21 protein-coding genes are annotated in these 25611 nt (G+C 75.6%); 8 read left to right on the forward strand and 13 right to left on the reverse strand.

The features are described from left to right. Positions 1-88: 88 nt before the first annotated feature. Complete coding sequence (locus JD78_RS11040; protein WP_153357775.1) at positions 89-1210, reverse strand: 5-methyltetrahydropteroyltriglutamate--homocysteine S-methyltransferase; 1122 nt, start codon at positions 1208-1210, stop codon at positions 89-91. A 55-nt stretch (positions 1211-1265) separates the two neighbouring features. Between JD78_RS11040 and JD78_RS11045 the strand changes: the two genes are divergently transcribed. Both JD78_RS11045 and JD78_RS11050 read left to right on the forward strand, forming a co-directional pair. Continuing rightward, positions 1266-1574: a hypothetical protein gene (locus JD78_RS11045; protein ID WP_153357772.1), complete on the forward strand. Its 309-nt coding sequence runs from the start codon at positions 1266-1268 to the stop codon at positions 1572-1574. Between the two features lie 237 nt (positions 1575-1811). After that, positions 1812-2192, forward strand: a complete 381-nt coding sequence (locus tag JD78_RS11050) for a hypothetical protein (RefSeq protein WP_153357769.1) — start codon at positions 1812-1814, stop codon at positions 2190-2192. 62 nt (positions 2193-2254) lie between these two features. On the opposite strand, the gene JD78_RS11055 is transcribed toward JD78_RS11050, so the two are convergent. The 3 genes from JD78_RS11055 to JD78_RS11070 all read right to left on the reverse strand — a co-directional run bounded on the left by JD78_RS11055 (position 2255) and on the right by JD78_RS11070 (position 7212). Beyond that, complete coding sequence (locus JD78_RS11055) at positions 2255-5191, reverse strand: sacsin N-terminal ATP-binding-like domain-containing protein (protein ID WP_166521135.1); 2937 nt, start codon at positions 5189-5191, stop codon at positions 2255-2257. Positions 5192-5280: 89 nt separating this feature from the next. Then, positions 5281-5565: a hypothetical protein gene (locus JD78_RS11060; protein WP_153357763.1), complete on the reverse strand. Its 285-nt coding sequence runs from the start codon at positions 5563-5565 to the stop codon at positions 5281-5283. Between the two features lie 87 nt (positions 5566-5652). Continuing rightward, the gene (locus JD78_RS11070) at positions 5653-7212 is read right to left on the reverse strand and encodes a DUF222 domain-containing protein (protein ID WP_323368781.1); all 1560 of its coding nucleotides are present in this window, start codon (positions 7210-7212) and stop codon (positions 5653-5655) included. Between the two features lie 154 nt (positions 7213-7366). Here JD78_RS11070 and JD78_RS11075 point away from each other — a divergent pair, with 154 nt between their 5' ends. Beyond that, complete coding sequence (locus JD78_RS11075; protein WP_153357758.1) at positions 7367-8089, forward strand: SDR family NAD(P)-dependent oxidoreductase; 723 nt, start codon at positions 7367-7369, stop codon at positions 8087-8089. A gap of 3 nt (positions 8090-8092) precedes the next feature. Here JD78_RS11075 and JD78_RS11080 read toward each other — a convergent pair whose 3' ends face one another. The 6 genes from JD78_RS11080 to JD78_RS11105 form a co-directional block, all read right to left on the reverse strand. Next, positions 8093-10246, reverse strand: coding sequence for an acyl-CoA dehydrogenase family protein (locus tag JD78_RS11080; RefSeq protein WP_153357754.1), 2154 nt, complete (start codon positions 10244-10246; stop codon positions 8093-8095). After that, complete coding sequence (locus JD78_RS11085) at positions 10243-10707, reverse strand: MaoC family dehydratase (RefSeq protein WP_153357751.1); 465 nt, start codon at positions 10705-10707, stop codon at positions 10243-10245. Before JD78_RS11085 ends, JD78_RS11080 begins: the two co-directional genes overlap by 4 nt. A gap of 28 nt (positions 10708-10735) precedes the next feature. Then, entirely contained in the window at positions 10736-12355 is a 1620-nt protein-coding gene (locus JD78_RS11090; RefSeq protein WP_153357749.1) for an AMP-binding protein, read from the reverse strand. Further along, complete coding sequence (locus tag JD78_RS11095) at positions 12352-13284, reverse strand: amidohydrolase family protein (protein WP_279526839.1); 933 nt, start codon at positions 13282-13284, stop codon at positions 12352-12354. The genes JD78_RS11090 and JD78_RS11095 overlap by 4 nt, the downstream gene beginning before the upstream one ends. Before the next feature lie 4 nt (positions 13285-13288). Continuing rightward, positions 13289-14200, reverse strand: a complete 912-nt coding sequence (locus JD78_RS11100) for an SDR family NAD(P)-dependent oxidoreductase (RefSeq protein WP_153357746.1) — start codon at positions 14198-14200, stop codon at positions 13289-13291. 136 nt (positions 14201-14336) lie between these two features. Further along, positions 14337-15257: a PaaX family transcriptional regulator gene (locus JD78_RS11105; RefSeq protein ID WP_153357743.1), complete on the reverse strand. Its 921-nt coding sequence runs from the start codon at positions 15255-15257 to the stop codon at positions 14337-14339. Between the two features lie 207 nt (positions 15258-15464). Here JD78_RS11105 and JD78_RS11110 point away from each other — a divergent pair, with 207 nt between their 5' ends. The 3 genes from JD78_RS11110 to JD78_RS11120 all read left to right on the forward strand — a co-directional run bounded on the left by JD78_RS11110 (position 15465) and on the right by JD78_RS11120 (position 19752). Beyond that, positions 15465-17003 (forward strand): aldehyde dehydrogenase family protein, encoded by a 1539-nt coding sequence (locus JD78_RS11110; RefSeq protein WP_153357740.1) that lies wholly within the window; start codon positions 15465-15467, stop codon positions 17001-17003. Positions 17004-17259: 256 nt separating this feature from the next. Beyond that, positions 17260-18984, forward strand: coding sequence for a DEAD/DEAH box helicase (locus tag JD78_RS11115; RefSeq protein ID WP_153357737.1), 1725 nt, complete (start codon positions 17260-17262; stop codon positions 18982-18984). Between the two features lie 153 nt (positions 18985-19137). Next, entirely contained in the window at positions 19138-19752 is a 615-nt protein-coding gene (locus JD78_RS11120) for a hypothetical protein (protein ID WP_153357734.1), read from the forward strand. Between the two features lie 4 nt (positions 19753-19756). Here the strand turns inward: JD78_RS11120 and JD78_RS11125 are convergent, their stop codons facing one another. Continuing rightward, entirely contained in the window at positions 19757-20389 is a 633-nt protein-coding gene (locus JD78_RS11125) for an alpha/beta fold hydrolase (RefSeq protein ID WP_166521136.1), read from the reverse strand. A 147-nt stretch (positions 20390-20536) separates the two neighbouring features. Between JD78_RS11125 and JD78_RS11130 the strand changes: the two genes are divergently transcribed. After that, the gene (locus JD78_RS11130; RefSeq protein ID WP_228394968.1) at positions 20537-21940 is read left to right on the forward strand and encodes an NAD(P)/FAD-dependent oxidoreductase; all 1404 of its coding nucleotides are present in this window, start codon (positions 20537-20539) and stop codon (positions 21938-21940) included. A gap of 96 nt (positions 21941-22036) precedes the next feature. Here the strand turns inward: JD78_RS11130 and JD78_RS11135 are convergent, their stop codons facing one another. Continuing rightward, a complete protein-coding gene (locus tag JD78_RS11135; RefSeq protein ID WP_153357726.1) occupies positions 22037-23497 on the reverse strand; it encodes a benzaldehyde dehydrogenase in 1461 nt (486 codons plus the stop codon). Between the two features lie 204 nt (positions 23498-23701). Here JD78_RS11135 and JD78_RS11140 point away from each other — a divergent pair, with 204 nt between their 5' ends. Continuing rightward, positions 23702-24661 (forward strand): GGDEF domain-containing protein, encoded by a 960-nt coding sequence (locus JD78_RS11140; RefSeq protein ID WP_153357723.1) that lies wholly within the window; start codon positions 23702-23704, stop codon positions 24659-24661. Between the two features lie 4 nt (positions 24662-24665). Here the strand turns inward: JD78_RS11140 and JD78_RS11145 are convergent, their stop codons facing one another. Beyond that, positions 24666-25592, reverse strand: a complete 927-nt coding sequence (locus tag JD78_RS11145) for a hypothetical protein (protein ID WP_153357721.1) — start codon at positions 25590-25592, stop codon at positions 24666-24668. Between the last annotated feature and the right edge of the window lie 19 nt (positions 25593-25611).

A 25611-nucleotide genomic window follows, 5' to 3' on the forward strand; every position in this document is an offset into this window, starting at 1 on the left:
GGGAGCCGATCGGCTGCGCACAAGAGGCCTGCGGCGTTTCGGGTTCCGCCACGCCGGTGGTACCGATCTCCCGGGGCGGCCGGACCGGTCAGCCCCAGACCTCCTGCGCGGTCTCCACGACCAGCGCGAGCTTGCGGATCTGCTCGTCCCGGGTCAGCGCGTTGCCCTCGACGGTGGAGGAGAAACCGCACTGCGGCGACAGCGCCAGCTGCTCCAGCGGCACGTACCGGGCGGCCTCGTCGATGCGCCGCTTCAGGTCGTCCTTGTCCTCCAGCTCCGGCCGCTTGGTGGTGACCAGGCCGAGCACGACCCGCGTGCCCGCGGGCACGAAGCGCAGCGGCTCGAACCCGCCGGAGCGGGCGTCGTCGTACTCGAGGAAGAAGCCGTCGACCTCCAGCCCGCCGAACAGCGCCTCGGCGACGAAGTCGTAGCCGCCCTCGGCGACCCACGAGGACCGGAAGTTGCCCCGGCACAGGTGGGTCGTGACGGTGAGGCCCGCGGGGCGGCCGGCCAGCGCGGCGTTGATCTGCCGGATGTAGCGCTCGTGCTGGTGCTCGGCGTCGCGGCCCTGACCGGCGAGCTCGGCGCGTTGCTCCGGGTCGTTGAGGTAGGCGAGGCTGGTGTCGTCCAGCTGCAGGTAGGTGCACCCCTGGGCGGCGATGCCCTGCACCTGCTGCCGGTAGGCCGCCGACAGGGCGTCCCAGAACGCGTCCTCGTCCGGGTAGACCGCCGGGTCGATCGCCGCCGCCCCGCCCCGGTAGTGGACCATCGACGGGGACGGGATGGTCAGCTTCGCCGTCTGCCCGGCGCCGACCTGCGACTGCAGGAACGCGAAGTCCGCGGCGAACACCGGCTCGTCGATCGACAGCGGCCCGTCGACCCGCAGCCCGGCCGGGGTGAAGTCGATCGTGCCGTCGGCGTTCTTGAAGTGGACCTCGATCGGCTGCTGCACCTTGCTGATGCCGTCGATGGCGTAGATGAAGTCCATGTGCCACGAGGCGCGGCGGAACTCGCCGTCGGTGGCGGTGGCCAGACCGACGTCGCCCTGGAGCCGGACGACGTCGGCGATGGCGGCGTCCTCGGCGGCGCGCAGCTCGGCGGCGTCGATCTCCCCGGCGGCGTGCCGGGTGCGGGCCTCGAGCAGGGCCGGAGGACGGAGCAGGCTGCCGACGTGGTCGGCGCGGAAGGGCGGGCCGGAGAGGTCGGTCATGCCCTCAGCATGCCCGCGCCGCCCAGCCCTCGCCGCCGGGGGGATACTCGCGGGCATGTCGAAGCGGACCGTCGTCGCCGGGGCCGCATGGCTGGCCCTCACCGTGCTGGCGTTCCTGGCCGACCCGATCCTGGGGGCCGTGGTGCTGATCTTCGGCGCCATCGGGGTGGTCATGGTCCAGCTGGCCAGCACCTGGGACGAGCACCCGGACTTCGAGGCCCGCGAGCAGGCCCGCGCCGAGCGCCGCAAGGTGAAGTGGGAGGCCAACGCCCCCGCCCGCGACCGGGATCGGGAGCGCTACCAGGCACACAAGGCGCGGCAGGCCGAGAAGGCCGCCCGGGCGCAGGATCGCGCCGAGCGCTGAGCCCGCTCGGTAATCCGGTCGACGCGCCGCACCGCGGGCCCTACGGTCCTCGGCATGGGCACCCTCTCGCTGTGACCGCGGACCTCCGGCTGAGCTGATCGCCGGAGCCGATCCGCCGCGGGCGCTGCCGCGCAGCCCGCCGCCGGCCGTCCCCGACCGGCCGCACCGCACTCCCCGTTCCCCGGCCTGCCCGCCGGACGTCGCGGGCTGCCCGTCGCCCTCTCCCGGAGGCACCCCATGTCACGACCCACCCCTGCCCCCGTCGGCCCCGCCGCCGAGGCGCGCGCCCAGCTCCCCGAGGAGGCGCACGCGGGCTTCGACCGCCTGGTGCACGCGGTGCTCGCCTCCCCCGGCAACGGCCGGCAGCCCGTGCTCGGTGCGGCGCTGCGCAGCCAGCTGCCCGGCACCGCCGGGGTCCGCTGGCTGCACGCCGAGGGGTTGCCGCCGACCGCTCGGGCCTCGGCGCTGACCGCCGCGCACTGGCTGTCGCTGCACACCGCGTGGCTGGCGCAGGAGCGCGCCCCGCGGGGTGGGGGCCGGCCGGCGGCGTCCGCGGGCCGCGCCGACAGCCGGCACGGGCACGCGCCCGGGGCGCAGGCCGCGCCGCGCTGGTTCTGACGAAGGACCCCGTCCAGCGGCTCACCCCTCGCAGGCTCGGGGCGAGCCTGCGAGGGGCCGGACTACAGGGCGTCCTCCACCGCGAGGTCGGCGGACCGCTGCGGGTGGGCGAACGCCTCGGTCAACGCCGCCCGCAACGGCCACGCCCCGGCCCGCCAGGCCAGCGCCCGGCCGAAGGCCGCGGGGGTGCCGTCGACGGCGTCCGGGTCGCCCGGCCACCAGGAGACGGTGCGCCCACCGGTGACGGCGACCTCGGCGTGCACCGCGACAAGCCCGTCCAGCTCGGCCAGGCCCAGCCGGGCGGCGGCCAGCTCGGCCCCGGGCACCTCCGACCACGGCAGCGTGCGCACCGGCCGGCTGGTCACGCGCGCCCGCCCGGCGAGCTCGGAGGCCAGCGGCAGGTCCAGCAGGTCGGCCACCGCACCGGGAGCCCCGCCCGCGGGCACGAGCGCACGATCGACCAGTGGCTGTAACCACGGCGCGTCCAGGACGACGGCGTCGTCGCTGACCTGCCGCGGCCCCACCCGCACCCGCTCCGGCGGGTCGACGTCCACTCCCTCCAGCGCGGCGGCCAGCTGGGCGTAGACCGTGCGGAGCACCGCCGGGACGACGGTCCGCCGGGGGTCGCCGAGCCGGTCCAGGAGGTCGAGCGCGTCGTCGACGTCGGCGAGCACGTCGGCCACCGTGCGCGGCGGGGCGAGCAGCTCGAGCACGCCCGGGACCAGCTCGGGGACGGGTTCGTACAGTCCCTGTAACTCCGTGCCGTCCGGGTGTCGCAGCCGGTCGGGCCGCTGCCCGCCCAGCACCGGCGACGTCCGCAGCCACCACCGCAGGTAGCCCGGCACGGTGACCCCGTCCAGCTGCACGTCGGCCCGCGCCTCGGCCGGGAGGGCGGCCAGCAGCGGCAGGGCGCGAGGCCAGTCGCGGACCAACTCGAGGTCCCGGACGGCGGTCAGCCCCGGCCAGTCCGGTGGCGGTGCGTCGGCGGGCAGCCGGTCGAGCACCGCATCGGCCCATTCCTCGGCGCGGTCGACGTCGAGGTCGTCGGGGTGCTCGGCGCGCACGGTGGCGAACCCGTCGAGCACGCCGACGGCGACCAGCGCGGCGCGGTCGTGCCGGCGGGCGAACGCCCTGTCCAGGGTCCCCAGCGAGCCCCGTTCGAGGACGGCGGCCAGCGGTGAGCCGGGCAGCACCAGCTCCCCCGCCGGCGCCCAGCCGCCATCGTCGTCGGGCAGCGCGAGCTCGGCCAGCTCCGGGTGCTCACCCGGTCCGGCCGCGGCGACCAGCGCGAGGACGGCGTCGGCCAGCGGGGCGACGTCCTCGCCGTCGTCGGCGCGGTCCAGCGAGGTCCGGGCAGCCGCGGCGACGGCGGGGTCGGCGATCACGGCGGCCGCGGTTGCCGGACGTGCACCGAGCCGTTCCAGCACCTGCCCGGCCCGGCCGGTGGTCGCGGCGGGGTCGGCGATCCGCAACCCCAGCGGCGCGAGCCGCTGGGTGGGCAGGTCGGGGCTGGGCAGCAGCACTCCGGCCGGCGACTGGGCGGTGCGGCCGTCCGCGAGCGGCACCGGCAGCGCGGCGAGCTCCTCCCGGTCGGCGTCGGCCAGCGCGGTGTAGAGCGCGGCCCACCACTCCCCCGGGCGCTGCACGCCGCGGACGGCCTCGACCACCTCGGCCAGGCCGGCGCGCCGCACGCCCAGCGCGGTGAGCACCGGCCCGTCGGTGCGCCGGGACCAATCAGCCGGCAGGAGCCCGGGCAGCACACCGGCCAGCGCCGCGACCCGCTCGGGTGTCGGGTCGTGCAGGGCGACCGCGCGGTCCGGGCGCAGCGGCGGCTCCTCCGGGTCGGCAGCCGGCAGCCACGCCGCGCGGCTGAGCCGGTCGAGCACCGCCCGGCAGAGCGCGGCGTCCAGCTCGGTGGCGGCCAGGTTCGCCGTGGGCACGAGGTAAAGCAGCGCTGGTTCCGTGGGGAGCTCGGTGAGCAGGTCGGTGTACGCCTGCGCCAGCACCGCGACGAGGGCGTCGGTGAGCGGCCCGGGGGCGACGTGCCGGCGGTCGGGGGCGAGCGGGAACGGCGCGATGAGCCGCACGGGCAGCGAGAGCAGCTCGTCGCTGGGGGTGGGGGCGTGCAGCACCTGGCGGCCGGGCAGCCGGGTGGGGGCGCCGTCGTCGTCCAGCGGGACGGCGCAGGTGACCGTGTAGCCGCGGCGGTCGCGCTCCTCCACGGGACGGTCGGCGAACAGCTCGGCGGGCAGCTCGCCGGTGCGGGTGACCACGGCCCAGGTGGTGCGAACCCCGTCGGCGGTGAGCTCCACCCGGTCGCCGTCGCCGGACCGGGTGTGCACGCGGACGGCGCCGTCGACGACCACCTCGATCTCCGTGAGCGCGGGCAGACCGAGCAGCAGGGTGGCGTCGAGGCCGCGCAGCGCGGCGCGGACGACGTCGCCGGCGCCGGGGCGCAGCGGCAGGACGACGGCGGTGGCGAAGCCGTCGGGCACCTCGCCCGCCGCGTCGAAGGGCAGCCGGAGCACGGGGACGGCCCCGTCGCGGCGGCCCAGCTCGTCGGCCAGGGCGGGGACGGCGGCGACCGCGTCCCGGGTGGCGGCGGCGCTGAACCGCACCGACCGGCCGGTGGAGAGGACGGCGGGCTCGTCGGTGACCGCGAGGACCGCGGCGAACCCGACGCCGAACCGGCCGACGCCGGTGCCGTCGCGCTTGGCGGAGGCGCGCAGGCTGGCAAGTGCCTGGACGCCGTCGTCGTCGAGCGGGGCACCGGTGTTGGCCGCGGTGAGGGTGCCGCTCTCCAGGCTCAGCTGCAGCCGGCCGGGGACGCCGGCGCGGGCGGCGGCGTCGGCGGCGTTCTGCGCGAGCTCGACCAGCAGCCGGTCCCGGTAGCCGCCGCGGACCAGGTCCTCCTCGGCGTTGGCGTCCTCCCGGAAGCGGGCCGGGGAATCGGTCCAGGCGGCGAGGACCCGCCGCTGCAGCTCAGCAGGCTCGGGCACCCGCCGAGCTTCCCACTGGCCGGCCGGTTCGATCGGCGCGACGCAGCCGAACCAGGGTCAGTGGCGACACGGACCCCGTCGCTGCCGCTTCATGCAAGGGACGCCAGTGACCGGCGAGCGTGCTCCAGCTCTTGCGAGATGCGCGCTCGGCCGGACCGTGTGACGTGCCGGATCGGGAGCCCCAGCACCGCGGTTGCCGCATCTTCGTTCCACCCGAACGCACCCGCCAACGCCCTCCGCGCCGCATCGTCGTCCTCGGCTTCACCGACCAGCCGGAGCACGGTGAACCGGTCGCGCAACGCGCGCTCGTAAGCGTCGAGGATGTGCGCTCGATGCTCCAGCAGCAGACGGGCTCGGGCGTCGCTCACGTCCATGCGGACATCCTCGTCCCGACGCACGGTGTACGCAGGTCGGGCGCTTGATCTCCGCGGCGCCTGCGCGAGGCGTTCCAGGTGAGAGGCTCACACGATGCGGATGGAGCAGACGTCGCGGAGGTGTCTCACCACGCTGGCCGCGATCGCCGTGCTGACCGCGTGCTCGTCGGACGAGGAGCGCGGACCGCAACCGATCGTGGGGTGGTCGACCGACGGGGACGTGCTCCAGGTCTGGTTGCCAACCTGCAACGGCGACCCGGAGACCGAGGTACTCCACGCCGATGACCGGGTGACCGTCACCGTCGTCGCGACGAAGCGGGACCCCAGCGACGCCTGCCAGGACTCGGTGACCGTGCTGCTGGACGAGCCGCTGGGCGACCGCACCGTCGTCGATGGGTCGACCGGGCGCGAGGCCGAGCCGATGGAGGGGTGACCTGCCCCCAGCAGGTCTACTCGATGAGCGGGCCGATCAGGATCTCGGTGCCGTCGGGGCGCCAGGTGCGCCACTGCCCGTCGGGTTGTCGCTCGACCCGGAACCCGTGATGGACCTTCGTGTGTCAAAGGACCACCCCCTCCCCACGACTCGCAAGCTCGCCGCGGGCCCCTGGGGATGGCCGAATGGTGCACGTCGCACCACCAGGTCGGTGCACCGCAGCCGGTGAACACGCAGGACTTGTCGCGACGCTCCACTGCCTTGCGCAGACCCGGCGTCACCACCCGGTGGTCCCGGCCCAGGTCCAGCGGGGTGCCGTCCGGCCCCATCACGATTCGGGAGATGCTGCCGTCGCAGGCCAGGTAGCGGGCCCGCGCGGCGGAGATCGTCGCGCCGAACCCCAGGTCGGCGGCACCGCGGCCGGTCGCCTCGTCGACGAGGTCCTCCAGGTCGATCCCGACGACGACGTGCGGCTTCACCGTCCGCAGCGTCGGGAGGTTGCCGGAGGCCAGCGCGTTGTCGAACACCTGCACGAACGCATCGGCCTGCTGCTGGGGCCGGGTGCGGGTGTCACCCTTGGGCCGGTCGGCCTGCACGTGGGACTCCAGCCCGGCCTTCACCTTCTCCCCACCGGCGGCGTCCAGGTCGAAGTGGCCGCTGATGCTGCCGTCGGCGTGCGTGACGATGACCAGCCGCCGCCCCTCGGTGGGGTCGGGCTCCGGTCCGTCGGGGTCGAGGGCATCGTCGAAGGCCTGGACCGCCTGCACCAGCGACGCATGCGGCGACTCGGCCGCCACCCGCGCCCATGCGGTGTCGAACACGCCCAGGTCGATGCCCTGCTCCGCAGCCTCCGCCACCTCAGCGGAGCCGACCTTCTCCGCGATCACGTTCACCTGCGTCGCGCTCACCTCACCGGCGGCGAACCCTGCCGCCAGCACCGGGAAGGACTCCAGCACCCGCCCCGACCGGCCGATCCGGTCGGCCTCCCCCGCCGACAACCGCACGTGCCCGATCAACCACGACCGCATGCTCTTCAGCCCGTCACGCTCGGCGGCCTGGGCCAGCTTCGCGTGCCGCACCGTGCGGGTCAGCTCCGCATCCAGCCGGTTCCGCGCCGCCACCAGCAACGCCGTCCGCTCCAGCACCCCACCATCGCCGAACGCGTGCAGGTCATCGGCCGCGAGCGCGTCGAGAGCCGACTGCAACTCGCCCACGGCCACCTCCCGACGCATTCGAACGTGTGTACGAAGTCTACCGCGGATCACCGACACGTGCGAGATGAATTAGCAGGTCAGGGCGCTGATTCGGCCTTCCACTGAACGGGGTCACGACGTCCGACGGCGACCCGTCGCCGGTAGCGTCCACGGCATGGCGACAGCGACGACGACGGCGGTGGTGACCGGGGGCAGCCGCGGGCTGGGCGCAGCGATCGCAGCCCGCCTGCGCGCCGACGGGCACGCGGTGGCGGTGCTCGACGTCATCCCGCCCGACGACACCGATCTGGCCGCCGGGTACACCGAGTGCGACGTCACCGAGCCCGACCAGCTCGACGCGGCGATGACCGCGATCGCCGGGCAGCACGGCGGCATCGACGTCCTGGTCAACAACGCCGGCCTGATCTCCCCGCGGCGCCCCTACACGGAGAGCTCCAAGCAGGAGCTGCTGCGCTTCCTGACCGTCAACGCGGTCGGGTACGCGCTCGCCACCCAGGCCGCACACCCGCACCTCACCGCCAGCGACCGGGGCTGCGTGGTGAACGTCGCCTCCCGCACCTTCTTCACCGGCGGCCCGGGGCAGCTCGCCTACGTCGCCAGCAAGGGGGCGGTGCTCGGCATGACCCGGGTGCTGGCCCGTGAGCTCGGCGAGCACGGCGTCACCGTGAACGCGGTCATGCCCGGGCAGGTCGCCACCCCCGGCACCGAGCAGTACAACTCGGAGGACGACTTCGACCGGACCATGGCCCAGCAGGCGATCCGCCGCCGGGTGCAGCCCGACGACCTCGCCGGCCTGGTCTCGTTCCTGGCCGGCGCCGACGCCCGGATGATCACCGGCCAGACCATCGTCTGCGACGGCGGCGGCCTCCTGCACTGAGCGTCAGCGGGGCAGCCCCAGCGCCCGGGCCACCAGGTTGCGCTGGATGTCGTTCGTCCCGCCGGCCACCACCGACATGATCGAGTAGCGCAGCGCCGTCTCGAAGGTCTCCGGCGACCCGGCGTTCGGGCCGTCGGCGAGCGCGGCGGCCGGGCCGAGCAGCCGCAGCACCGCCTCGCCGAACTCCTCCTCCAGCTCGCTGCCCACGATCTTCGCCATCGGCGCGGTGGCGACGCTGCCGCCGTCGCCGAGCGCGTCCCGGGCACTCGTGGCGACCAGGGCCCGGGCGGCCTGCAGCCGGACGGCGAGCGAGGTGAGCGTTGCGCGCGCGGCCGAGCCGCGCGGGCCGGCGCGATCGGGATCGGCGCGCAGCGCGTCGACCAGGTCCTCGAACAGCCGCAGCAGCGCGGCGGTGCCCGACGCGATGACGATCCGCTCGTGCGCCAGCGCCTCGGTGAGCACCCGCCAGCCCTGGTTCGTCTCCCCGATCCGGGCCGAGTCGGGCACCCGCACCTCGTCGAAGAAGGTGGTGCAGGAGACGCCACCGGCCAGCGACCGGTGCTGCTGCAGGCTCCAGCCGGGCAGCCCGGTCGGGAAGCAGAAGACGGTGATGCCCGCGTGCGCCTGCGCCGCGGGGTCGGTGCGCGCGGCCAGCCAGGTCCACTCGGCCAGGTGCGCGCCGGTGCCCCACATCTTCTGCCCGGTGACCACCCAGTCGTCGCCGTCGCGCACCGCGGTGGTGCGCAGGTGCGCGAGGTCCGAGCCGGTCTCCGGCTCGGAGTAGCCCAGGTAGAACGGCATCCGGCCTCGGCTGATCAGCGGCAGCAGCTGCGCGCGCTGCGCCGGGGTGCCGAGCCGGTCGATCGTCGGGCCGAGCATCCCGGCCGCCACCCGGGCCTCGGGCGCCAGCCCGGCGTAGGTGAGCTCTTCCCCGATGGCCACCTGCTCGGCGGCGCCGGCGCCGCGCCCGCCGTGCTCGACGGGCAGCCCGGGCGCCAGGTACCGCGCGTCGGCGAGCAGCTCCACCAGCGCGGGGTCCTCCCCGGTGAGGCCGGGCGGCACCGACTTGGCCAGGAACGCCCGCACCTCCGCGCGCGCCGCCTCGGCCGCCTCGCCCAGGTACGGGGTGGGCAGCCGGGCACCGGTCTCCAGCAGCAGGTCGGCGGGCTCGCCCGCGGCCGGGACGAAGAGAGCCACCCGGGTGACGTCGGCGTGCACCCGGCGGAACAGCCAGGGCGCCTCGTGCTCCTCGAAGTAGCCGGTGGCGGCGAGCGTGTGGTGCGCGCCGAACTGCACCCGGGGCGCCGCCTCGACCGCGTGCGCGACGGCGAGCTCGGTGGCCAGCAGCCACCCGGCGTCTCCGGCCAGCGCCAGCCGGGTTGCCTCGGTGCGCAGCGCGTCGAAGGCCGCGAGGTCGATGGCGCCGTCGACGCAGCGGTGCGAGACCGCCTGGAACGACGCGATCGGCCGGCCGAACTGGTGCCGCAGCGAGGCGTGCTCCAGCGCCAGCTCCGCCGCCCGGGCGGCCGCGCCGAACGCCCGGGTGGCCAGCGCCAGCCGCAGCAGCACCTGCGCCCGCTCGGCGGCCGCCGCGTCCACCGGTGCGCGCACGGCGCCGTCGGCGGTCCAGTCGACGTCGGCCCAGGCCGGGACGGGCGTGCCGGGGGTGGGCCGGACGCCGGTGACGGGGGCGAGCACCGCCTCGCCCGCCCCCTCGGGGAGGAGCAGCAGGTGTGTGGCCGCGCCCGCGCCGTCGACGAACCGGACCGTGCCGGAGACGGCCGGCACGACCACCGGCCGGACGGCGCCCTCGCCGATGGCGGCCACCACGTCGTCGTGCTCGGCGAACAGCTCGGCGGCCAGGTGGGCGTCGGCGAGCGGCAGCGGGCAGGCCAGCCGGCCCAGCTCCGCGGTCACGGCGAGCAGCGCGTCCAGCGCGCCGGCCGCGCCCAGCTCGGTCCAGCCCTGCCGTACGGCGACCTGCCACGCCGCGGCCAGCCGGGCGTCGCCGGCGTCCGGCTCACCGGCGGTCTGCGGCCGTTCCCAGACGGCGCGCAGCGCCCCCGCGACCGTGCCGCGCAGCTCGGCGAGCTCCTCGGGGGCGAGTGCCTCCGGGGCAGCGCCGGCCCGCGCGGCCGGCGCCGCCCCGGCGCTCACACGTACTGGCGGACGACGATCGTCGCCACGCAGGCCGGCTTGGTGCCGCCCTCGACCTCGAAGGTCAGCGTGGTCTGCATCTGCACCCCGCCGGGGACGTCGGTGACCTGGTCGACGACGGCGCGGGCGCGGAGCTTGCTGCCCACCGGCACCGGGGAGGGGAAGCGGACCTTCTCGGTGCCGTAGTTGACGCCCATCGAGAAGCCGGTGATGGTCATCAGCTGCGGCAGGAACATCGGGGTGAGCGACAGGGTGAGGTACCCGTGCGCGATCGGCCCGCCGAACGGGCTCTCCTTCTTCGCCCGCTCGGGGTCGACGTGGATCCACTGGTGGTCGCCGGTGGCGTCGGCGAAGGTGTTGACCATCTCCTGGGTGATCTCCACCCAGTCGCTGACGCCCAGGTCCTGGCCGGCCAGGCTCTTGACGCCCTCGACGCCGTCGACGGTGATGGGGCTGCTCATGGGTCTCTCCTCGGGGTGGGGTGGTGGTTCAGGGCCGGTCCGTGCCGGTGGCGACGGAGCTGGCCCACCGCAGGTCTGCCTTGCCCGACGGGCTGCGCCGCAACTCGTCGACGACGACGAGTTCTCGCGGCCGCTTGTGGTCGGCCAGCCGCTCGCCGACGTGGGCACGGGCCTCGGCCTCGGTCAGCTCCGCACCGGGGTGCAGCGCGACGACGGCGACGATCCGCGAGCCCCAGCGCTCGTCGGGCGCACCGACGACCATCGCGTCGCGCACCGCGGGGTGGGTGAGCAGCAGCTGCTCGACCTCCTCGGCGAACACCTTCTCGCCGCCGGTGTTGATCACCCGGCTGCCGCGGCCGTGGAAGACGACGGTGCCGTCGGCGTCCAGGCTGGCCATGTCGCCGGGGACCACCCAGCGCCGGCCGCCGAGCTCGCGGAAGGTGGCCGCGGTCGCGGCGTCGTCGCCCTGGTAGCGGATGTGCTCGTCGACCGGGGCGGCGAGCATGCCGACCTGACCGGAGCCGGGTTCGACGTCGCGTCCCTGCTCGTCGATGACCCGCGCGCCGGGCACCAGCCGGAAGCGGGCGGTCTCGGTCGGCTCGCCCCGCCGGGTCTCGATGACCGCGTACGGCCCGCCCTCGGAGGAGGCGACCAGGTCGCGGCACACGATGTCGGCGTGGTGCAGCAGGCGCTCCTTGACGTCGGCGCTCCAGGTGACCCCGACGCTGATGATCCGGCGCAGGCTGGACAGGTCGTAGGACCGTCCCTCGGCCTCGGCCCGGTCGAGCGCCTGGGCCAGCGGCCGGGCGAAGACGTCGCCGACGATGGAGACGGTGTCCACCCGCTCCCGCTCGACCGTGGCGGCGAGCTCGTCGGGGTCGTAGGACCGCGAGGGCAGGTAGACCACCCGGCCACCGGCGAGCAGGGCACCGAAGGTCGTGTACATCCCGGTGGCGTGCATGAGCGGCGGCGCCGGCAGGCAGACCATGGCGTCCCGGTCGGCGCCGAGGCGCTCGACGGTGGCCCGCAGCTCGTCGAGGGTCTGCGGGAAGGGCACCTCCCCGAGCAGCAGGAACCCGTTGGCGCAGACCGTGTTGTAGAGCCCGGAGTGCCGGGACAGCACGCCCTTGGGCCGGCCGGTGGTGCCGCCGGTGTACATCAGCCAGTGGTCGTTGCCGCGCTCCTGCCGGGGCGCGGGCTCGGCGGCCGCCAGCGCCGCGTCGTAGCCGGCGGCCCAGTCGGGCACGTCGTCGCCGCCGAACTGCACCAGCGTGCGCAGCCGCGGCAGGTCCGGGCGGGCCTCGCCCATGCGCTCGGCCAGGGTGGCGTCGAACACCACCGCCTCCGCCTGCGCGTCGTCCAGCAGGCCGACGATCTCGTCCCGGCGGTAGCGGTAGTTCACGTTCAGCGGCACCGCGCGCAGCTTGAGCACCGCGTACACGCTCTCGATGTACTCGACGCCGTTGTACAGCGCGATCGCGACCCGGGACTCCGGGCCGACGCCCTGCGCCGCGAGGTGCCCGGCGAGCCGGGCGGCCCGCTCGTCGAGCTCGGCCCAGGTGCGGGTGCGGTCGCCGTGGCTGACCGCGAGCCGGTCGGGCCGGACGTCGCCGACCGTCTCCAGGATCGTCGCGAAGCTCTCGTTCACGCCGGCGTCCCGCCCGCGCCCGGACGCAGCCCGAACAGCCGGGCGGCGTTCTCCTTGAGGATCTTCGGCCGCACCGTCTCCTTGATGGAGAGGGCGTCGAAGTCCTTCATCCACCGCTCGGGGGTGATCACCGGGAAGTCCGAGCCGAACAGCACCTTGTCCTGCAGCAGCGAGTTCGCGTACTGCACCAGCTGCGGCGGGAAGTACTTCGGCGACCAGCCGGACAGGTCGATGTGCACCCGGGGCTTGTGCGTGGCCACCGCCAGCGCCTCGTCCTGCCAGGGGAAGGACGGGTGGGCCAGGATGATGTCCAGGTCCGGGAAGTCGACGGCGACGTCGTCGACGTCCATCGGGTTGGCGTACTTCAGCCGGATCCCGCCCCCGCCCCGGGTGCCGGCGCCCACCCCGGTCTGCCCGGTGTGGAACAGCGCCACCAGGCCGGCCTCGGCGATCACCTCGTAGAGCGGGTAGGCCATCCGGTCGTTGGGGAAGAAGCCCTGCGCCTGCGGGTGGAACTTGAAGCCGCGGACGCCGTGGTCGTCGATCAGCCGCCGCGCCTGGCGGACGCCGGCGGCGCCCCGGGCGGGGTCGATGCTGGCGAACGGGATGAGCACGTCGGCGTGCTCGGCGGCGAGCTCGGCGACCTCCTCGTTGGCCGGCACCGGGTCGTCACCGGTCCGGGACCAGTCGTCCACCCCGAAGACGACGGCGGCCATCGACCGCTGCCGGTACTCGTCGGCGAGCTCGGGCACCGTGAAGGTGCGCATCCCGCCCTGGCCGAAGTACTCCCCCAGCGCCTCGATGCCCTCCTCGCCCTCGGCGGTGTGCCGGGTGCCGCGGGCGGAGCGGTGCACGTGGGTGTGCACGTCGATGGCGACGAGCGCATCGACGTCCATCGCGGGGGTGCTGCCGGCGACGTTGCCGGTCATGCGGTCACTTCCCTTCGGGCGCGCCGGGAACGGTGTCGGGCTTGAACGGCTGCAGGTGCGGCTGGAACGCGGTGGGGAACACCTCGGCGATCGCGTCGGCGCTCCAGCCACCCGCACGGCTCTCGACGGCGACCTCGGTCGGGTGCGACCAGATCGCGATCCGGTCACCGCCGACGCCGATGGCCTGGCCGGTGACGCCGGCGGCGTCGTCGGAGGCGAGGAAGACCACCAGCGGGGCGACGTCGTCGGCGGTGCCGAGGCCACCGGCGCGGACGTCGGCCGGGATCGGCTCGCCCTTGTCGGCCTTCTCGACCAGCTCGGCCATGCCCGGGATGGTGGCGACCATCCGGGTCAGCGCGACCGGGATGACGGCGTTGACGGTCGAGCCGCTGCGCTCGAGCTCGGCGGCCCAGGTGCGCACCAGACCCACGATGCCGGCCTTGGAGGCGGTGTAGCCGGTCTGCCCGAAACTGGCGCGCTGGCCGGCCGGGGAGCCGATCAGGATGAGCCGGCCGTTGCCGCCCTGCTCCTTGAACTGCCGGGCCGCCGCACGGGCACAGGTGAAGGTGCCCCGCAGGTGCGTCTCGACGACGACGTCGAAGTCGGCGTCCTCCATCTTCAGCAGTGAGCGGTCGCGCAGCACGCCGGCGTTGGTGACCATGACGTCGAGCCGGCCGAACTCACCGACCGCCGTCGCGACGATCGCGTCGGCGGCCTCGGTCGAGCCGATGGCCGAGTGCTCGGCGACCGCCCGGCCGCCGGCGGCGCGGATGCCCTCGGCGGTCTGCTCGGCGAGCTCCCCGTCGAGGTCGTTGACCACCACCGCGGCGCCCGCGGCGGCGAGCGCCCGGGCGTAGGCCTGGCCGAGCCCGCGGCCGGCTCCGGTGACGACGGCGACCTTGCCGTTCAGCTGCATGGGGGTCCTCTCGTAGCGCGTCGGCCCATCGGCGGGGAGCGCTGCTGGAGCCTCCTCGCACCACCGCGGACGTTATTCACTCTCGTGGCGGACGTCAACGGCACTGCCCAGTGAGGAGACCGCGACCTCCGGCGGGTCAGAGCGCGGCCACCCCGACCCCCTCGGGCAGCTCGTCCTCGGCGTCCGCGACGACCGGCGCGGCGATCTCGGCCTCCGACAGCCGCTCCACCAGCCCGTCGGCGATGACCCGCGCGCCCGCCTCGTAGCGGGTGCGCAGCCGCAGCGCGACGTGCTCGGCCCGCACGGCCGGCCAGTCGGCGGGCAGGTACTCCACCGGCAGCGCCGGGTCGTGCCGGGCGAGCAACGTCCACTCGGCGAGCAACCGCAGCTGACGGGCCAGGTCGTCGGGGGCGTCGGGCAACGGGTCGGGGGTGTCCCAGCGCGCGAGGAAGTCGGCGTAGCCGCGGGCGATCGCCGCGACGTCCCAGGCGTCCTCGATCAGCTCGGCCACCTCGGTGGGCGCGGCGACCTGCGCCCGGAACACCCGCAGGTGGTCCAGCACGTCCAGCTGCCGCAGCATCCCGGCGACGTCGACGTCGCCGGCGGCCACCCACAGCCCGTTCTGCAGCATCCCGAACCCGGCCCACTGCAGCCGGGACCGCAGCAGGTGCCGGTCGGCCCGGCGGCTCTCCGGCAGGGAGAAGCCCAGCAGCGTCCAGTGCCCGTCCCAGGTGCGGTTCACCGGCGAGCGCCAGGCCCGTTCCCCACCCTCGGCCAGCATCGCCCGGGCGCTCGGCGTGGGCGACAGCAGGATCCGCTTGCCCCGGCGGCGGCGCTCCAGGGTGCCGCGCCGGATCATCCGGCTCACCGTGGAGCGCGCGGCGTGCTCGCCGACGCCCACCCGGGACAGGGCGTCGATGAGCCCGCCGGTGGGGACCGCCAGCCCGGGTTCACCCAGGTGGGTCCCGGAGAACATCAGCACGTGGGTCTGCGGGCGGACGGCCGGGCCCCCGGGCCAGGCGTCGCCCGACCCGCGCCGTGCGCCTCCGTCGCTCATCCGCTCTCCTGCCGCAGCCGGTCCCCGTGGTCGACGGCAGCCGACTCTAGGGGCAGCGCCCACCACGGCGACACCTCTGCACCCCCGCCGCCCGCCGGTCGACCCCTGTCGGCCGGTGAGGCACAGCGGTGACGGCCGGCAGCGAGATGCCTCCACCGCCTCGGGCGACGACCCCCTGGGCGCCCACCCGCCGGTAACCTACGTCACATGCTGCGCAGCGAGGGAACGGGCGACACCACGGGCGCGACGGCCGGGACGGTCGCCCCCTCCCCCACCGGGGGGACCTTCGAGTCACGTGACCCGGCGACCGGGACCGTGGTCGGCGTCTTCCCGGTGCACGACACGGCCGCCGTCGACGCGGCCGTCGCCCGGGCGCGCACCGCCGCCGAGCGCTGGGCCGCCCTCGGCTTCGGGGAACGCCGGCTGCGGCTGGCCGCCTACCGGGGCCACCTGGCCCGCCGACTGCACGAGCTCGCCGACCTGGTGCACCGGGAGAACGGCAAGCCCCGGGCCGACGCGGTGCTGGAGATCGCCCTCGCCGTCGACCACCTGGCCTGGGCCGGGGCGCACGCCCGCCGGACCCTGGGGCCGCGCCGGGTGCACCCGGGGCTGCTGGCGGTCAACCACGCGGCGCACCTGGAGTACCAGCCCCTCGGCGTCGTCGGGGTGATCGGCCCGTGGAACTACCCGGTGTTCACCCCGATGGGCTCGATCGCCTACGCGCTGGCCGCCGGCAACGCCGTGGTGTTCAAGCCCAGCGAGTTCACCCCCGCCGTCGGCGCCTGGCTCGCCGAGGCCTGGCGGGCGGCCGTACCCGACGTCCCCGACGCCCTGCAGGTGGTCACCGGCCTCGGGGAGACGGGGGCGGCGCTGTGCCGCGCCGGCGTCGGCAAGCTCGCCTTCACCGGCTCCGCACCGACCGGCCGGACGGTGATGGCCGCCTGCGCCGAGACGCTCACCCCGGTGCTCATGGAGCTCGGCGGCAAGGACGCGATGATCGTCGACGACGACGCCGACGTGGCCGCCGCCGCGGACGCCGCCGTCTGGGGAGCGATGAGCAACGCCGGGCAGACCTGCATCGGCATCGAGCGGGTCTACGCCACCGCCGCCGTCCACGACCGGTTCGTCGCCGAGGTCGTCACCCGGGTCGAGGCGCTGCAGCCCGGCTCGGACGCCGACGCCAGCTACGGGCCGATGACCATGGCCGGGCAGACCGACGTCGTCCGCCGGCACCTGGCCGACGCGGTCGCCGCCGGCGGCACGGTCGCCACCGGCGGCACCGTGGACGGCGGCTACGTCGCCCCCACCGTGCTGCTCGACGTACCGGAGACCTCGGCCGCGGTGCGCGAGGAGACCTTCGGCCCGACGCTGACCATCACCCGGGTCGCCGACGCCGAGGAGGCGCTCACCCGCGCCAACGACAGCAGCATGGGCCTGGGCGGGTCGGTGTTCAGCGGCTCGCGGGACCGCGGGCTGGACCTGGCCCGCCGGATGCGCAGCGGGATGACCTCGGTCAACGCCGTGCTCACCTTCGCCTCGGTGCCGGCGCTGCCGTTCGGCGGGGTCGGGGAGAGCGGCTTCGGCCGGATCCACGGCGAGGACGGGCTGCGGGAGTTCACCCGGGCCAAGGCGGTCACCGTCAAGCGGGCGCCGCTGCCGGTGGACTTCATGAGCTTCGGCCGGCCCGCCGGCGCCGCCGACGCCCTGGCCCGGGTGCTCCGACTCGTGCACGGCCGCCACCGCTGACCACAGGGGCGGCCCGCACCCGATGTGACGAGTCCCTCCTCCGTGGCCACCCGGTGACGGAGCGCGTCTGGCAGAGTGGGGCGCACCGGCGCCGCCCCCGCTCATCCGAGAGCTAGTGGACTCGACGTCGGCGCGAGGCTGCGCCACCGAGGCGCGCCGGCGACCAGACGTCCGGTCCCGTCGATGCGACGCGGCTCCCCCGTGGTGCCCCGCACCGGGTGGACGAACGGTGGCCACCTGAGTGTTGAGGAACTCGATGACCTCCAACCCCGCCCACGACGAGCGCCCGCGCCGTCGCGCCACCCGCCCCGCGACCGCCCCCACCGGGACGGCCGCCACCCCCGCCTTCCGCAGCGCCCCCACCGCCGCGCCGGCCGCCCCCGCCGCGCCGTCCCGTCCGGAGGCCGCCTCCCGCCCCGATGGAGCCTCCCGCCCCGACGGTGAGGCCAGCCGCCGCCGTCGCGGTGGCCGCGGCCGCGGCACCGGTCCCCGTCCGGCCGAGCAGCAGGCCGCGCCGGCCGCCGCGGCGCCGGTCGTCGTCCCGGCCGGCGCCGACGCCACCGTGCTCCCGACGGACAGCACCTGGGCCGACCTCGGCGTCCCCGCGCCGCTGGTCGAGGTGCTCACCCAGAGCGGGCTGACCTCGCCGTTCCCGATCCAGGTGGCCACGCTGCCCGACTCGCTGGCCGGCCGGGACGTGCTCGGCCGCGGCCGCACCGGCTCGGGCAAGACCCTCGCCTTCGCCATCCCGCTGGTGGCCCGGCTGGCCACCTCGAGCAGCCGCCGCCAGCCCAAGCGGCCGCGCGCGCTGATCCTCGTGCCGACCCGGGAGCTCGCCAACCAGGTCAACGCCACCGTCGAGCCGCTGGCCCGCGCGCTCGGCCTGAAGACCACCGTCGTCTTCGGCGGCGTGGGCCAGAACCCGCAGGTGCAGGCGCTGGCCGGCGGCATCGACGTGCTCATCGCCTGCCCCGGCCGGCTGGAGGACCTGATCGGCCAGGGCCACGCGGACCTGGGCGCGGTCGAGGTCACCATCCTCGACGAGGCCGACCACATGGCCGACCTGGGCTTCCTGCCCGGCGTCAAGCGCCTGCTGGACCGGACGCCGAAGGTCGGCCAGCGGCTGCTGTTCTCCGCGACCCTGGACAACGGCGTCGACGTGCTGGTCAAGCGCTACCTGACCAGCCCGGTCACGCACTCGGTCGACCCCGCCGTCGCCCCGGTCTCGACGATGACCCACCACGTCTTCCGGGTCGACGCCGCGGACAAGCCGCAGATCGTCAAGGAGCTCGCCTCCGGCGAGGGCCGCAGCGTGCTGTTCACCCGCACCAAGCACCAGGCGAAGAAGCTGGCCAAGCAGCTCACCGCCGCGGGCGTGCCCGCCGTGGACCTGCAGGGCAACCTGAGCCAGAACGCCCGCGAGCGGAACCTCGAGGCGTTCAGCACCGGCGAGATCCGGGTGCTCTGCGCCACCGACATCGCCGCCCGCGGCATCCACGTCGACGACGTCTCGATCGTGGTGCACGTCGACCCGCCGGCCGAGCACAAGGCCTACCTGCACCGCTCGGGCCGTACCGCCCGCGCCGGTGCCGGCGGCACGGTGGTCACCATCGCCACCCCCGACCAGGCCGGTGAGGTGCGCACCCTGGCCCGCCAGGCCGGGATCACCCCGGAGGTCACCGCGATCAAGCCCGGCGCCCGGGAGATCACCGCGCTGACCGGTCCGGCCGCGCCCTACGTCGAGCCGGCCCCGGCCCCCGAGCCGCAGCCCCAGGGCAGCGGCGGTGGCGGTGGCGCCAACGGTGGCCGTCGTCGGCGCAGCGGTGGCGGCGGGGCCTCCGGTGCGTCGTCGGCCGCCTCGGGCGGCGGCCGCGGGCAGGGCCGCCCCGGCGGCCCGGCGCGCACCCGGGCCGAGCTGGCCGCCCGCGCCGGCCAGGCGCCGTCCGGCGGCGGTCGGGGACGCGGCCGGTCGGGTCGCTGACCGCCCGCTGATCGCTCCGGGCCGGTGGTGGTCGTCCGCACGGACGACTCCCACCGGCCCGTCCCGTTCCCGGCCCCCGGTCGCGGAGGGGCCGCCGGACGACGACGATGATGTTGAGCACTGCAGCATCCCCCGTCGCCAGTGAGGTCCCCCATGCGCCTGCCCATCACCCCCGCCGAGATCGCGCCCCGCATCGCCACCGGCGCGTTCATCCTCAACTCCGGCCTGGGCAAGCGCAGCGTCGACGGCGGCACCGCCGCCGGGCTGCACGGCTTCGCGGCCGGCGCCTACCCGTTCCTGAAGAAGGTCCAGCCCGCCACCTTCGCCAAGGCGCTGTCCACCACGGAGATCGCGATCGGCGCGGCGCTGCTGACCCCGTTCGTGCCGACCGCGGTCGCCGGCGCCGCGCTGACCGGCTTCTCCGGCGGCCTGGTCGGGCTGTACCTGCGCACCCCGGGCATGACCAAGCCCGGCAGCGTGGCCCCCACCCAGGACGGGCTGACCATCGCCAAGGACGTGTGGATGCTCGGCATCGGCCTGGGCCTGCTCACCGAGGCCCTCACCGGCCGGTCCGACCGGGCAGCCGCTCGCCGGCGCGCCCGCCGCGCCCCGGGGAAGCGTGCGATGGGCAAGGCCGCGCACCAGGGCAGCCGGAAGGCCGCCCGGAAGGGCGCGAAGCTCGCGGCGGCGGAGAACCGGGCTCTCGCCCGGGCCGCGGCCACCGCCGGTGCCGTCAGCGCCCGGGCGCGCGACGCCGTGGCTGCCTGACCGCTCAGGACACCTGCCGGACGAGGTCGGCCACGACCGCGGCCACCTCGTCCGGGTGGGTCTGCGGGGTCATGTGCGCCGCCCCCGGCAGCTCCACCAGCCGGCCGTGCGGCGCGGCCGCGGCCAGCTGCCGGGCCCAGTCGTGCGGGCAGAGCGCGTCGTGGCTGCCGCGCAGGACGACGACGGGCACCCGCACCCGGCGCAGCCGCCCGTCCAGCCGCTCCCCCGACGTCCGCCGCCACAGCGCCGACATCCGGACCGGACCGGTGGTCGCCCACTGGGCGAGCAGCAGCGGCACCTGCCACCACGGCTCGTGCACCGCGGTGCGCGCCCACCGGCCGGCGAGCACCCGCAGCCGCCGCGTCCGCGGGTCGGGCGTGGGGCCCAGCAGCAGCACCCCGGCCACCCGCGGGTCGTGCTCGGCGAGGGCGGCGACGACGCCGCAGCTCTGCGAGTGGCCCACCAGGACGACGCGCCCCGCGGGCAGCTCGGCGGCGAGCCGCGCGGCCAGCACCGGTGCAGGCGGTACCGTTTCCCGCCGGCCCAGGCCGGGCAGGTGCACGACGGCCCCGCCGATGCGGCCGCGCACCCGCGCCGAGGACCGGCGGTCCAGTCCCAGACCAGGGACCCAGACCACGCCGGTCCGCGGAACACCCGGGACGCCCCCGCTGCTCACCCTGGTGAGCCCTCGGATGCCCCGGCAGGGGCACCCCGGAGTGGGGTGCCGATCGGCAGCATCAGCGCAGTGGGAGGATGAGTCATCATGACGACATCAGGAGGCAGTGTGACCACCGCAACCCCGTCCACCGGACAGCGACCCCGCGTCGTCATCGTCGGGTCCGGGTTCGGCGGTCTCTTCGCCGCCCAGCGCCTGAAGAAGGCGCCCGTCGACGTCACGCTCATCGGGAAGACCACGCACCACCTCTTCCAGCCGTTGCTCTACCAAGTGGCCACCGGCATCCTCTCCGAGGGTGAGATCGCCCCGCCCACCCGGGAGATCCTGAAGAACCAGGACAACGCCCGCGTGGTGCTCGGTGAGGTCACCGACATCGACCTGGCCGCGAAGACCGTCACCTCGACCGTCCTGGGCCGCACCACGGTGCACGCCTACGACGAGCTGATCGTCGCCGCCGGCGCCGGCCAGTCGTACTTCGGCAACGACCAGTTCGCCGAGTTCGCCCCGGGCATGAAGAGCATCGACGACGCGCTGGAGCTGCGCGGCCGGATCTTCGGCGCCTTCGAGCTGGCCGAGCTGGCCACCGACCCGGCCGAGATCGACCGGCTGCTGACCTTCGTCGTCGTGGGCGCCGGGCCGACCGGCGTGGAGATGGCCGGCCAGATCGCCGAGCTCGCCCGCCGCACCCTGCGGCACGACTTCCGCCGGATCGACCCGACCAGCGCGCGGGTCATCCTGCTCGACGCAGCGCCCAAGGTGCTGCCGCCGTTCGTCGACAAGCTGAGCCAGAAGGCGCACAAGCAGCTCAACGAGATCGGCGTCGAGGTCCAGCTGGGCGCGATGGTCACCAACGTCGACGCCGACGGCATCGTGGTGAAGGACGGCGACGGGCACGAGCGCCGGATCAACGCGGCCACCAAGATCTGGGCCGCCGGCGTGCAGGCCAGCCCGCTGGGCAAGCTGCTGGGCGAGCAGTCCGGCGCCGAGGTCGACCGCGCCGGCCGGATCTCCGTGCAGCCGGACCTGAGCCTGCCCGGGCACCCCGAGGTGCACGTGGTCGGCGACATGATGTCGCTCAACCGCCTGCCGGGGGTGGCCCAGGTGGCCATCCAGGGTGGCCGGTTCGCCGCCGAGGCCGTCGCCGCCCGGGTCGCCGGCCGGCCCACGAAGCCGGAGTTCCACTACTTCGACAAGGGCAGCATGGCGACGATCTCGCGGTTCCACGCGGTCGCCGACACGTGGAAGTTCCAGTTCGGCGGGTTCATCGCCTGGGTGCTGTGGCTGGTCGTGCACCTGATGTACCAGGTGGGCTTCAAGAACCGGTTCAGCACCGTCGTCCACTGGGCGGTCAGCTTCCTGGGCCGCGGCCGTTCGCAGCGGGTGGGCACCCAGCAGCAGGTCTACGGCCGGTTGGCGCTGGAGCACCTGGGCCCGGACTTCGAGGTCTCCAAGACCGGCGGCAAGCGGCACACCGGTGAGCCGGTCGACGTCACCGGGCGCGAGTCCGCCTGAGCTCCACCGCCTGAACCCCATGCCTGAGCCCATCGGCTGAGCCGTCGACGGCCCGGTCACCGCTGCTGCGGTGACCGGGCCGTCGTCGTAGTCGGCTCAGAACGGGTAGGCCGGCAGGTCGCCCCGCACGGTGACCCACTGGGTCTCGGTGAACGCCTCGATGTTGGCCTGCGGGCCGCCGTGCCGGGAGCCGGTGCCCGAGGCCCCCACCCCGCCGAAGGGCGCCACCGCCTCGTCGTTCACGGTCTGGTCGTTGATGTGCACCAGCCCCGAGGGGATCCGCTCGGCCAGCTGCAGCCCGGCGTAGACGTCGCGGGTCAGGATGCCCAGGCTCAGCCCGTACTCGGTGCCCGCGGCCAGCTCCGCGACCTCGTCGAGGGAGGAGAACGCCGTCACCGGGGCGACCGGACCGAAGATCTCCTCCTGGTAGGCCGGGGAGTCGACCGGCACGCCGCCGAGCACCGTCGGGCGGTAGAACAGCCCCTCGTAGGTGCCGCCGGTGCGCACCGTCGCGCCGCTGTCGACGCTGGCCGTGACCAGCCCGTGCACCCGGTCGCGCTGGCCGGCGTCGATCAGCGGGCCGAGCGCCACCTGCTCGCGCCAGGTGTCGCCCACCGGGAGGTTCTCGACCTTGCTGGTCAGGATCGCGGTGTACTCCTCGGCGATCGACTCGTGCACCAGGTGCCGGCTGGTGGCCATGCAGATCTGACCGGAGTGGGCGAACGTGCCCCACGCGCCGACCGAGGCGGCCGCGGTCACGTCGACGTCGCCCATGACGATGAGCGCGGAGTTGCCGCCCAGCTCCAGGTGGGCCCGCTTGAGGTGCTGGCCGGCCAGCGCACCGACCGCGCGGCCGGCCTTGGTCGAGCCGGTGAACGCGATGACCCGAACCGCCGGGTCGGTGACCAGCGCCTGGCCGACGTCGGCCCCGCCGGGCAGCACCTGGAACACCCCGGCCGGCAGCCCGGCCTCCTCGAAGACCCGCGCGAAGACGGCGCCGCCGCAGATCGCCGTCCGCGGGTCGGGCTTGAGGACGACGGCGTTGCCCAGTGCCAGCGCGGGGGCGATCGCCCGGATCGCGAGGATGGTGGGCACGTTGAACGGCGCGATCACGCCCACCACGCCGGCGGGCACCCGGCGGGCGAACGACAGCCGGGGCGACCCGCTGCGCAGCAGCTCGCCGTAGGGGTGGCTGGGCAGGGCGGAGGCCTCGTAGCACTCCTGCGCCGTGGTGTGCACCTGGAAGTCGCCGAAGGGCTGGATGGCGCCGGACTCCCGGGCCAGCCACTCCTTGATCTCGGCGGCGTGCTCGGTGAGCAGGTCACCGGCCTTGCGCAGCACGGCTGCCCGCTGCTCGAACGGCAGCGCCGCCCACTCGCGCTGGGCCTGCGCCGCGCGGGCGCCGGCCTTCTCCACGTCGGCCGGGGTCGCCTGGCCGACCTCACCGAGCTCGGCGCCGGTGGCCGGCTCGACCGCGGTGTAGGTGCCGCCGCTGCCGTCGGTCCAGGAACCGGTCCAGATCTTGCCGCGCCATTCGCCCTTGTCGAGCAGTGCCATGGGAGTCCTCGTCTCGTCGATGAGCGGTCGGAACGGTTCTGCCACCCGGCACCACCGCCGTCCACCGACCTCTTCCGCTGCACGGAAGGGCGGGTGTGCCGGGGCGGGAGAACCGTCCACACCGTAGGACGGCTGCCTTGTCCGGGTGAGGACACGTGCCCGCCCTCTTGCCGTTCCGGCCGCGCTGGTCGACAGTCCCCGTTCATGGACGGGGGAACGGTGCTGCGGGGGCGACCGGTCCGGGTGGTGCTGCTGGCCGCGCTGTTCCTGGTCGGCGGGGCCTTCTGCCTGGCGGCGGCCGTGCGGCCGCTGTCGCCCGCGGCACCGACGACGCTGAACGCCGCGCTCGGGGTCACCGGGGTGCTGCTCGGGTCGGCGCTGTGGGCGGCCGCCTCCCGGGTCACCGCCGTCGTGGTGCACGCCGCCCTGGTGTTCCTCACGGCAGCCACCGCGCTGCTGGCCTGGCAGTCCGCGACCGCCGTCGGGGTGGTCGGGCTGGGTCCGATGGTCATCGCCCTGGGCTCCTACGCCGCGCACTTCACCTCGCTGCGCGCCACGCGCGCCCACGTGTCCACCACCGTGGCGCTGGTGACGACCGGGGCCGTGGCCGCGACCCCCGGCGGGTTCGCCGTGCCCTGGCTGATCGCGATGGTCACCGCGGTGGCGTTGACCGAGTCCCAGGCCCAGCTGAGCGGCCGGCTGCGGGCGATCGCCGCCACCGACCCGCTCACCGGCCTGGCCAACCGGCGGGCCTGGCAGGCCGAGACGGCCCGCACGCTGGCGCGGGCACACCGCACCGGGGCCCCGCTGACCCTGGCCGTGCTCGACCTGGACGGGTTCAAGGAGGTCAACGACCGGGACGGCCACGACGCCGGCGACGCGCTGCTGCGGCGGCTGGCACGGACCTGGTCCGGCCGGCTGCGGACGTCGGACCTGCTGGGCCGGTACGGCGGCGACGAGTTCGTGCTGTGCCTGCCCGACACCGACCTGCTCGGCGCGGCGGAGATCCTGGCCCGGCTGAGGCACGACGCGGCGACCACCTGGTCGGTGGGGACGGCGGTCCGGGAGGACGGCGACTCGCTGACCGCCCTGCTGAACCGGGCCGACGCCGACCTGTACCTGCGGAAGCGGGCCCGCCGCGCGCCCGAACCGGACGTGCACTGAACCGTCAGTCGTCCTCGTCGCGCAGCCGGGTCACCCGGTCCCGGGCCCGGTCGGCGATGGCGGTCGCGGTGGCCGCGCGCCGGGCCGCCGCGTCGCGGCGCCGCTCGCGGTCGGGGAGGGTGCGGCCCGCGGCGAGCGCCTCCTGCTCGGCCTGGTGCAGCGCGGCGGTGAGCTCCTCGACCCGCTCCCGCAGCTGCTCGTGCCGGTCGGTGGCCTCGGTGAGCTCCCGCTCGGCGTCCGCGGTGGCTGCGGCGGCGTCCCGGGCGACGGCGGCGGCCTCCTCGGCGTCCCGCTCCGCCTGCGCCAGTTCGCGGGCCCGGCGCTCGGCCGCCTCCTGACGGGCCCGCTCGCGGGCGTCCGCAAGGTCGTCGGTGTCGTCGGCGGGCGCCGCCGACGGCGAGCTGCGCGGCGGGCGCGCGGGGGCGGCGACCGCGGCGGAGAGGTCGACCGGGCCCAGGCCGGTGTAGGACAGCGCCGTGGTGAGCCGGCCGGCCTGCAGCGCCGACCCGGCGTCCGGGTCGGCGACCGCCGCGCGCAGCGTGGCCTCGACCTGCTCGGCGACGGCGGAGCTGACGTCGTGCCCCTCCCGGTGCGCGATCGCCCGCGCCTGCCGGGTCAGGGCGGCCACCACCTGGTTCCGCTGGCGGCCCAGCTCGCGGAGCTGATCGCCGGCGAGCCCCTCCTGCGCCGCGCGCAGCAGCTCGCCGAGCTCGGTCAGCTGGGCGACCTCCGCCGGCGCGCGGCGGCTGAGCAGGTTGCAGACCCAGGCCGCCGTCGTCGGCTTCGGCAGCACGGCCACGTCCCGGGCCAGCTGCTTGTCCCCCGCGGCGCGGGCCCGGTCCCGGGCGGCCGTGCGGGCGGCGACGAACTCCTCCGGGGGGACGCCGTAGAGCTCCTCGGCGACCTCGTCCAGCGCGTCCCTGCCGTCCACCCCGTCATCGTGCCCGGTG

The sequence above is a fragment of the Modestobacter roseus genome, assembly GCF_007994135.1.
GTDB classification, from domain to species: Bacteria; Actinomycetota; Actinomycetes; order Mycobacteriales; family Geodermatophilaceae; genus Modestobacter; species Modestobacter roseus.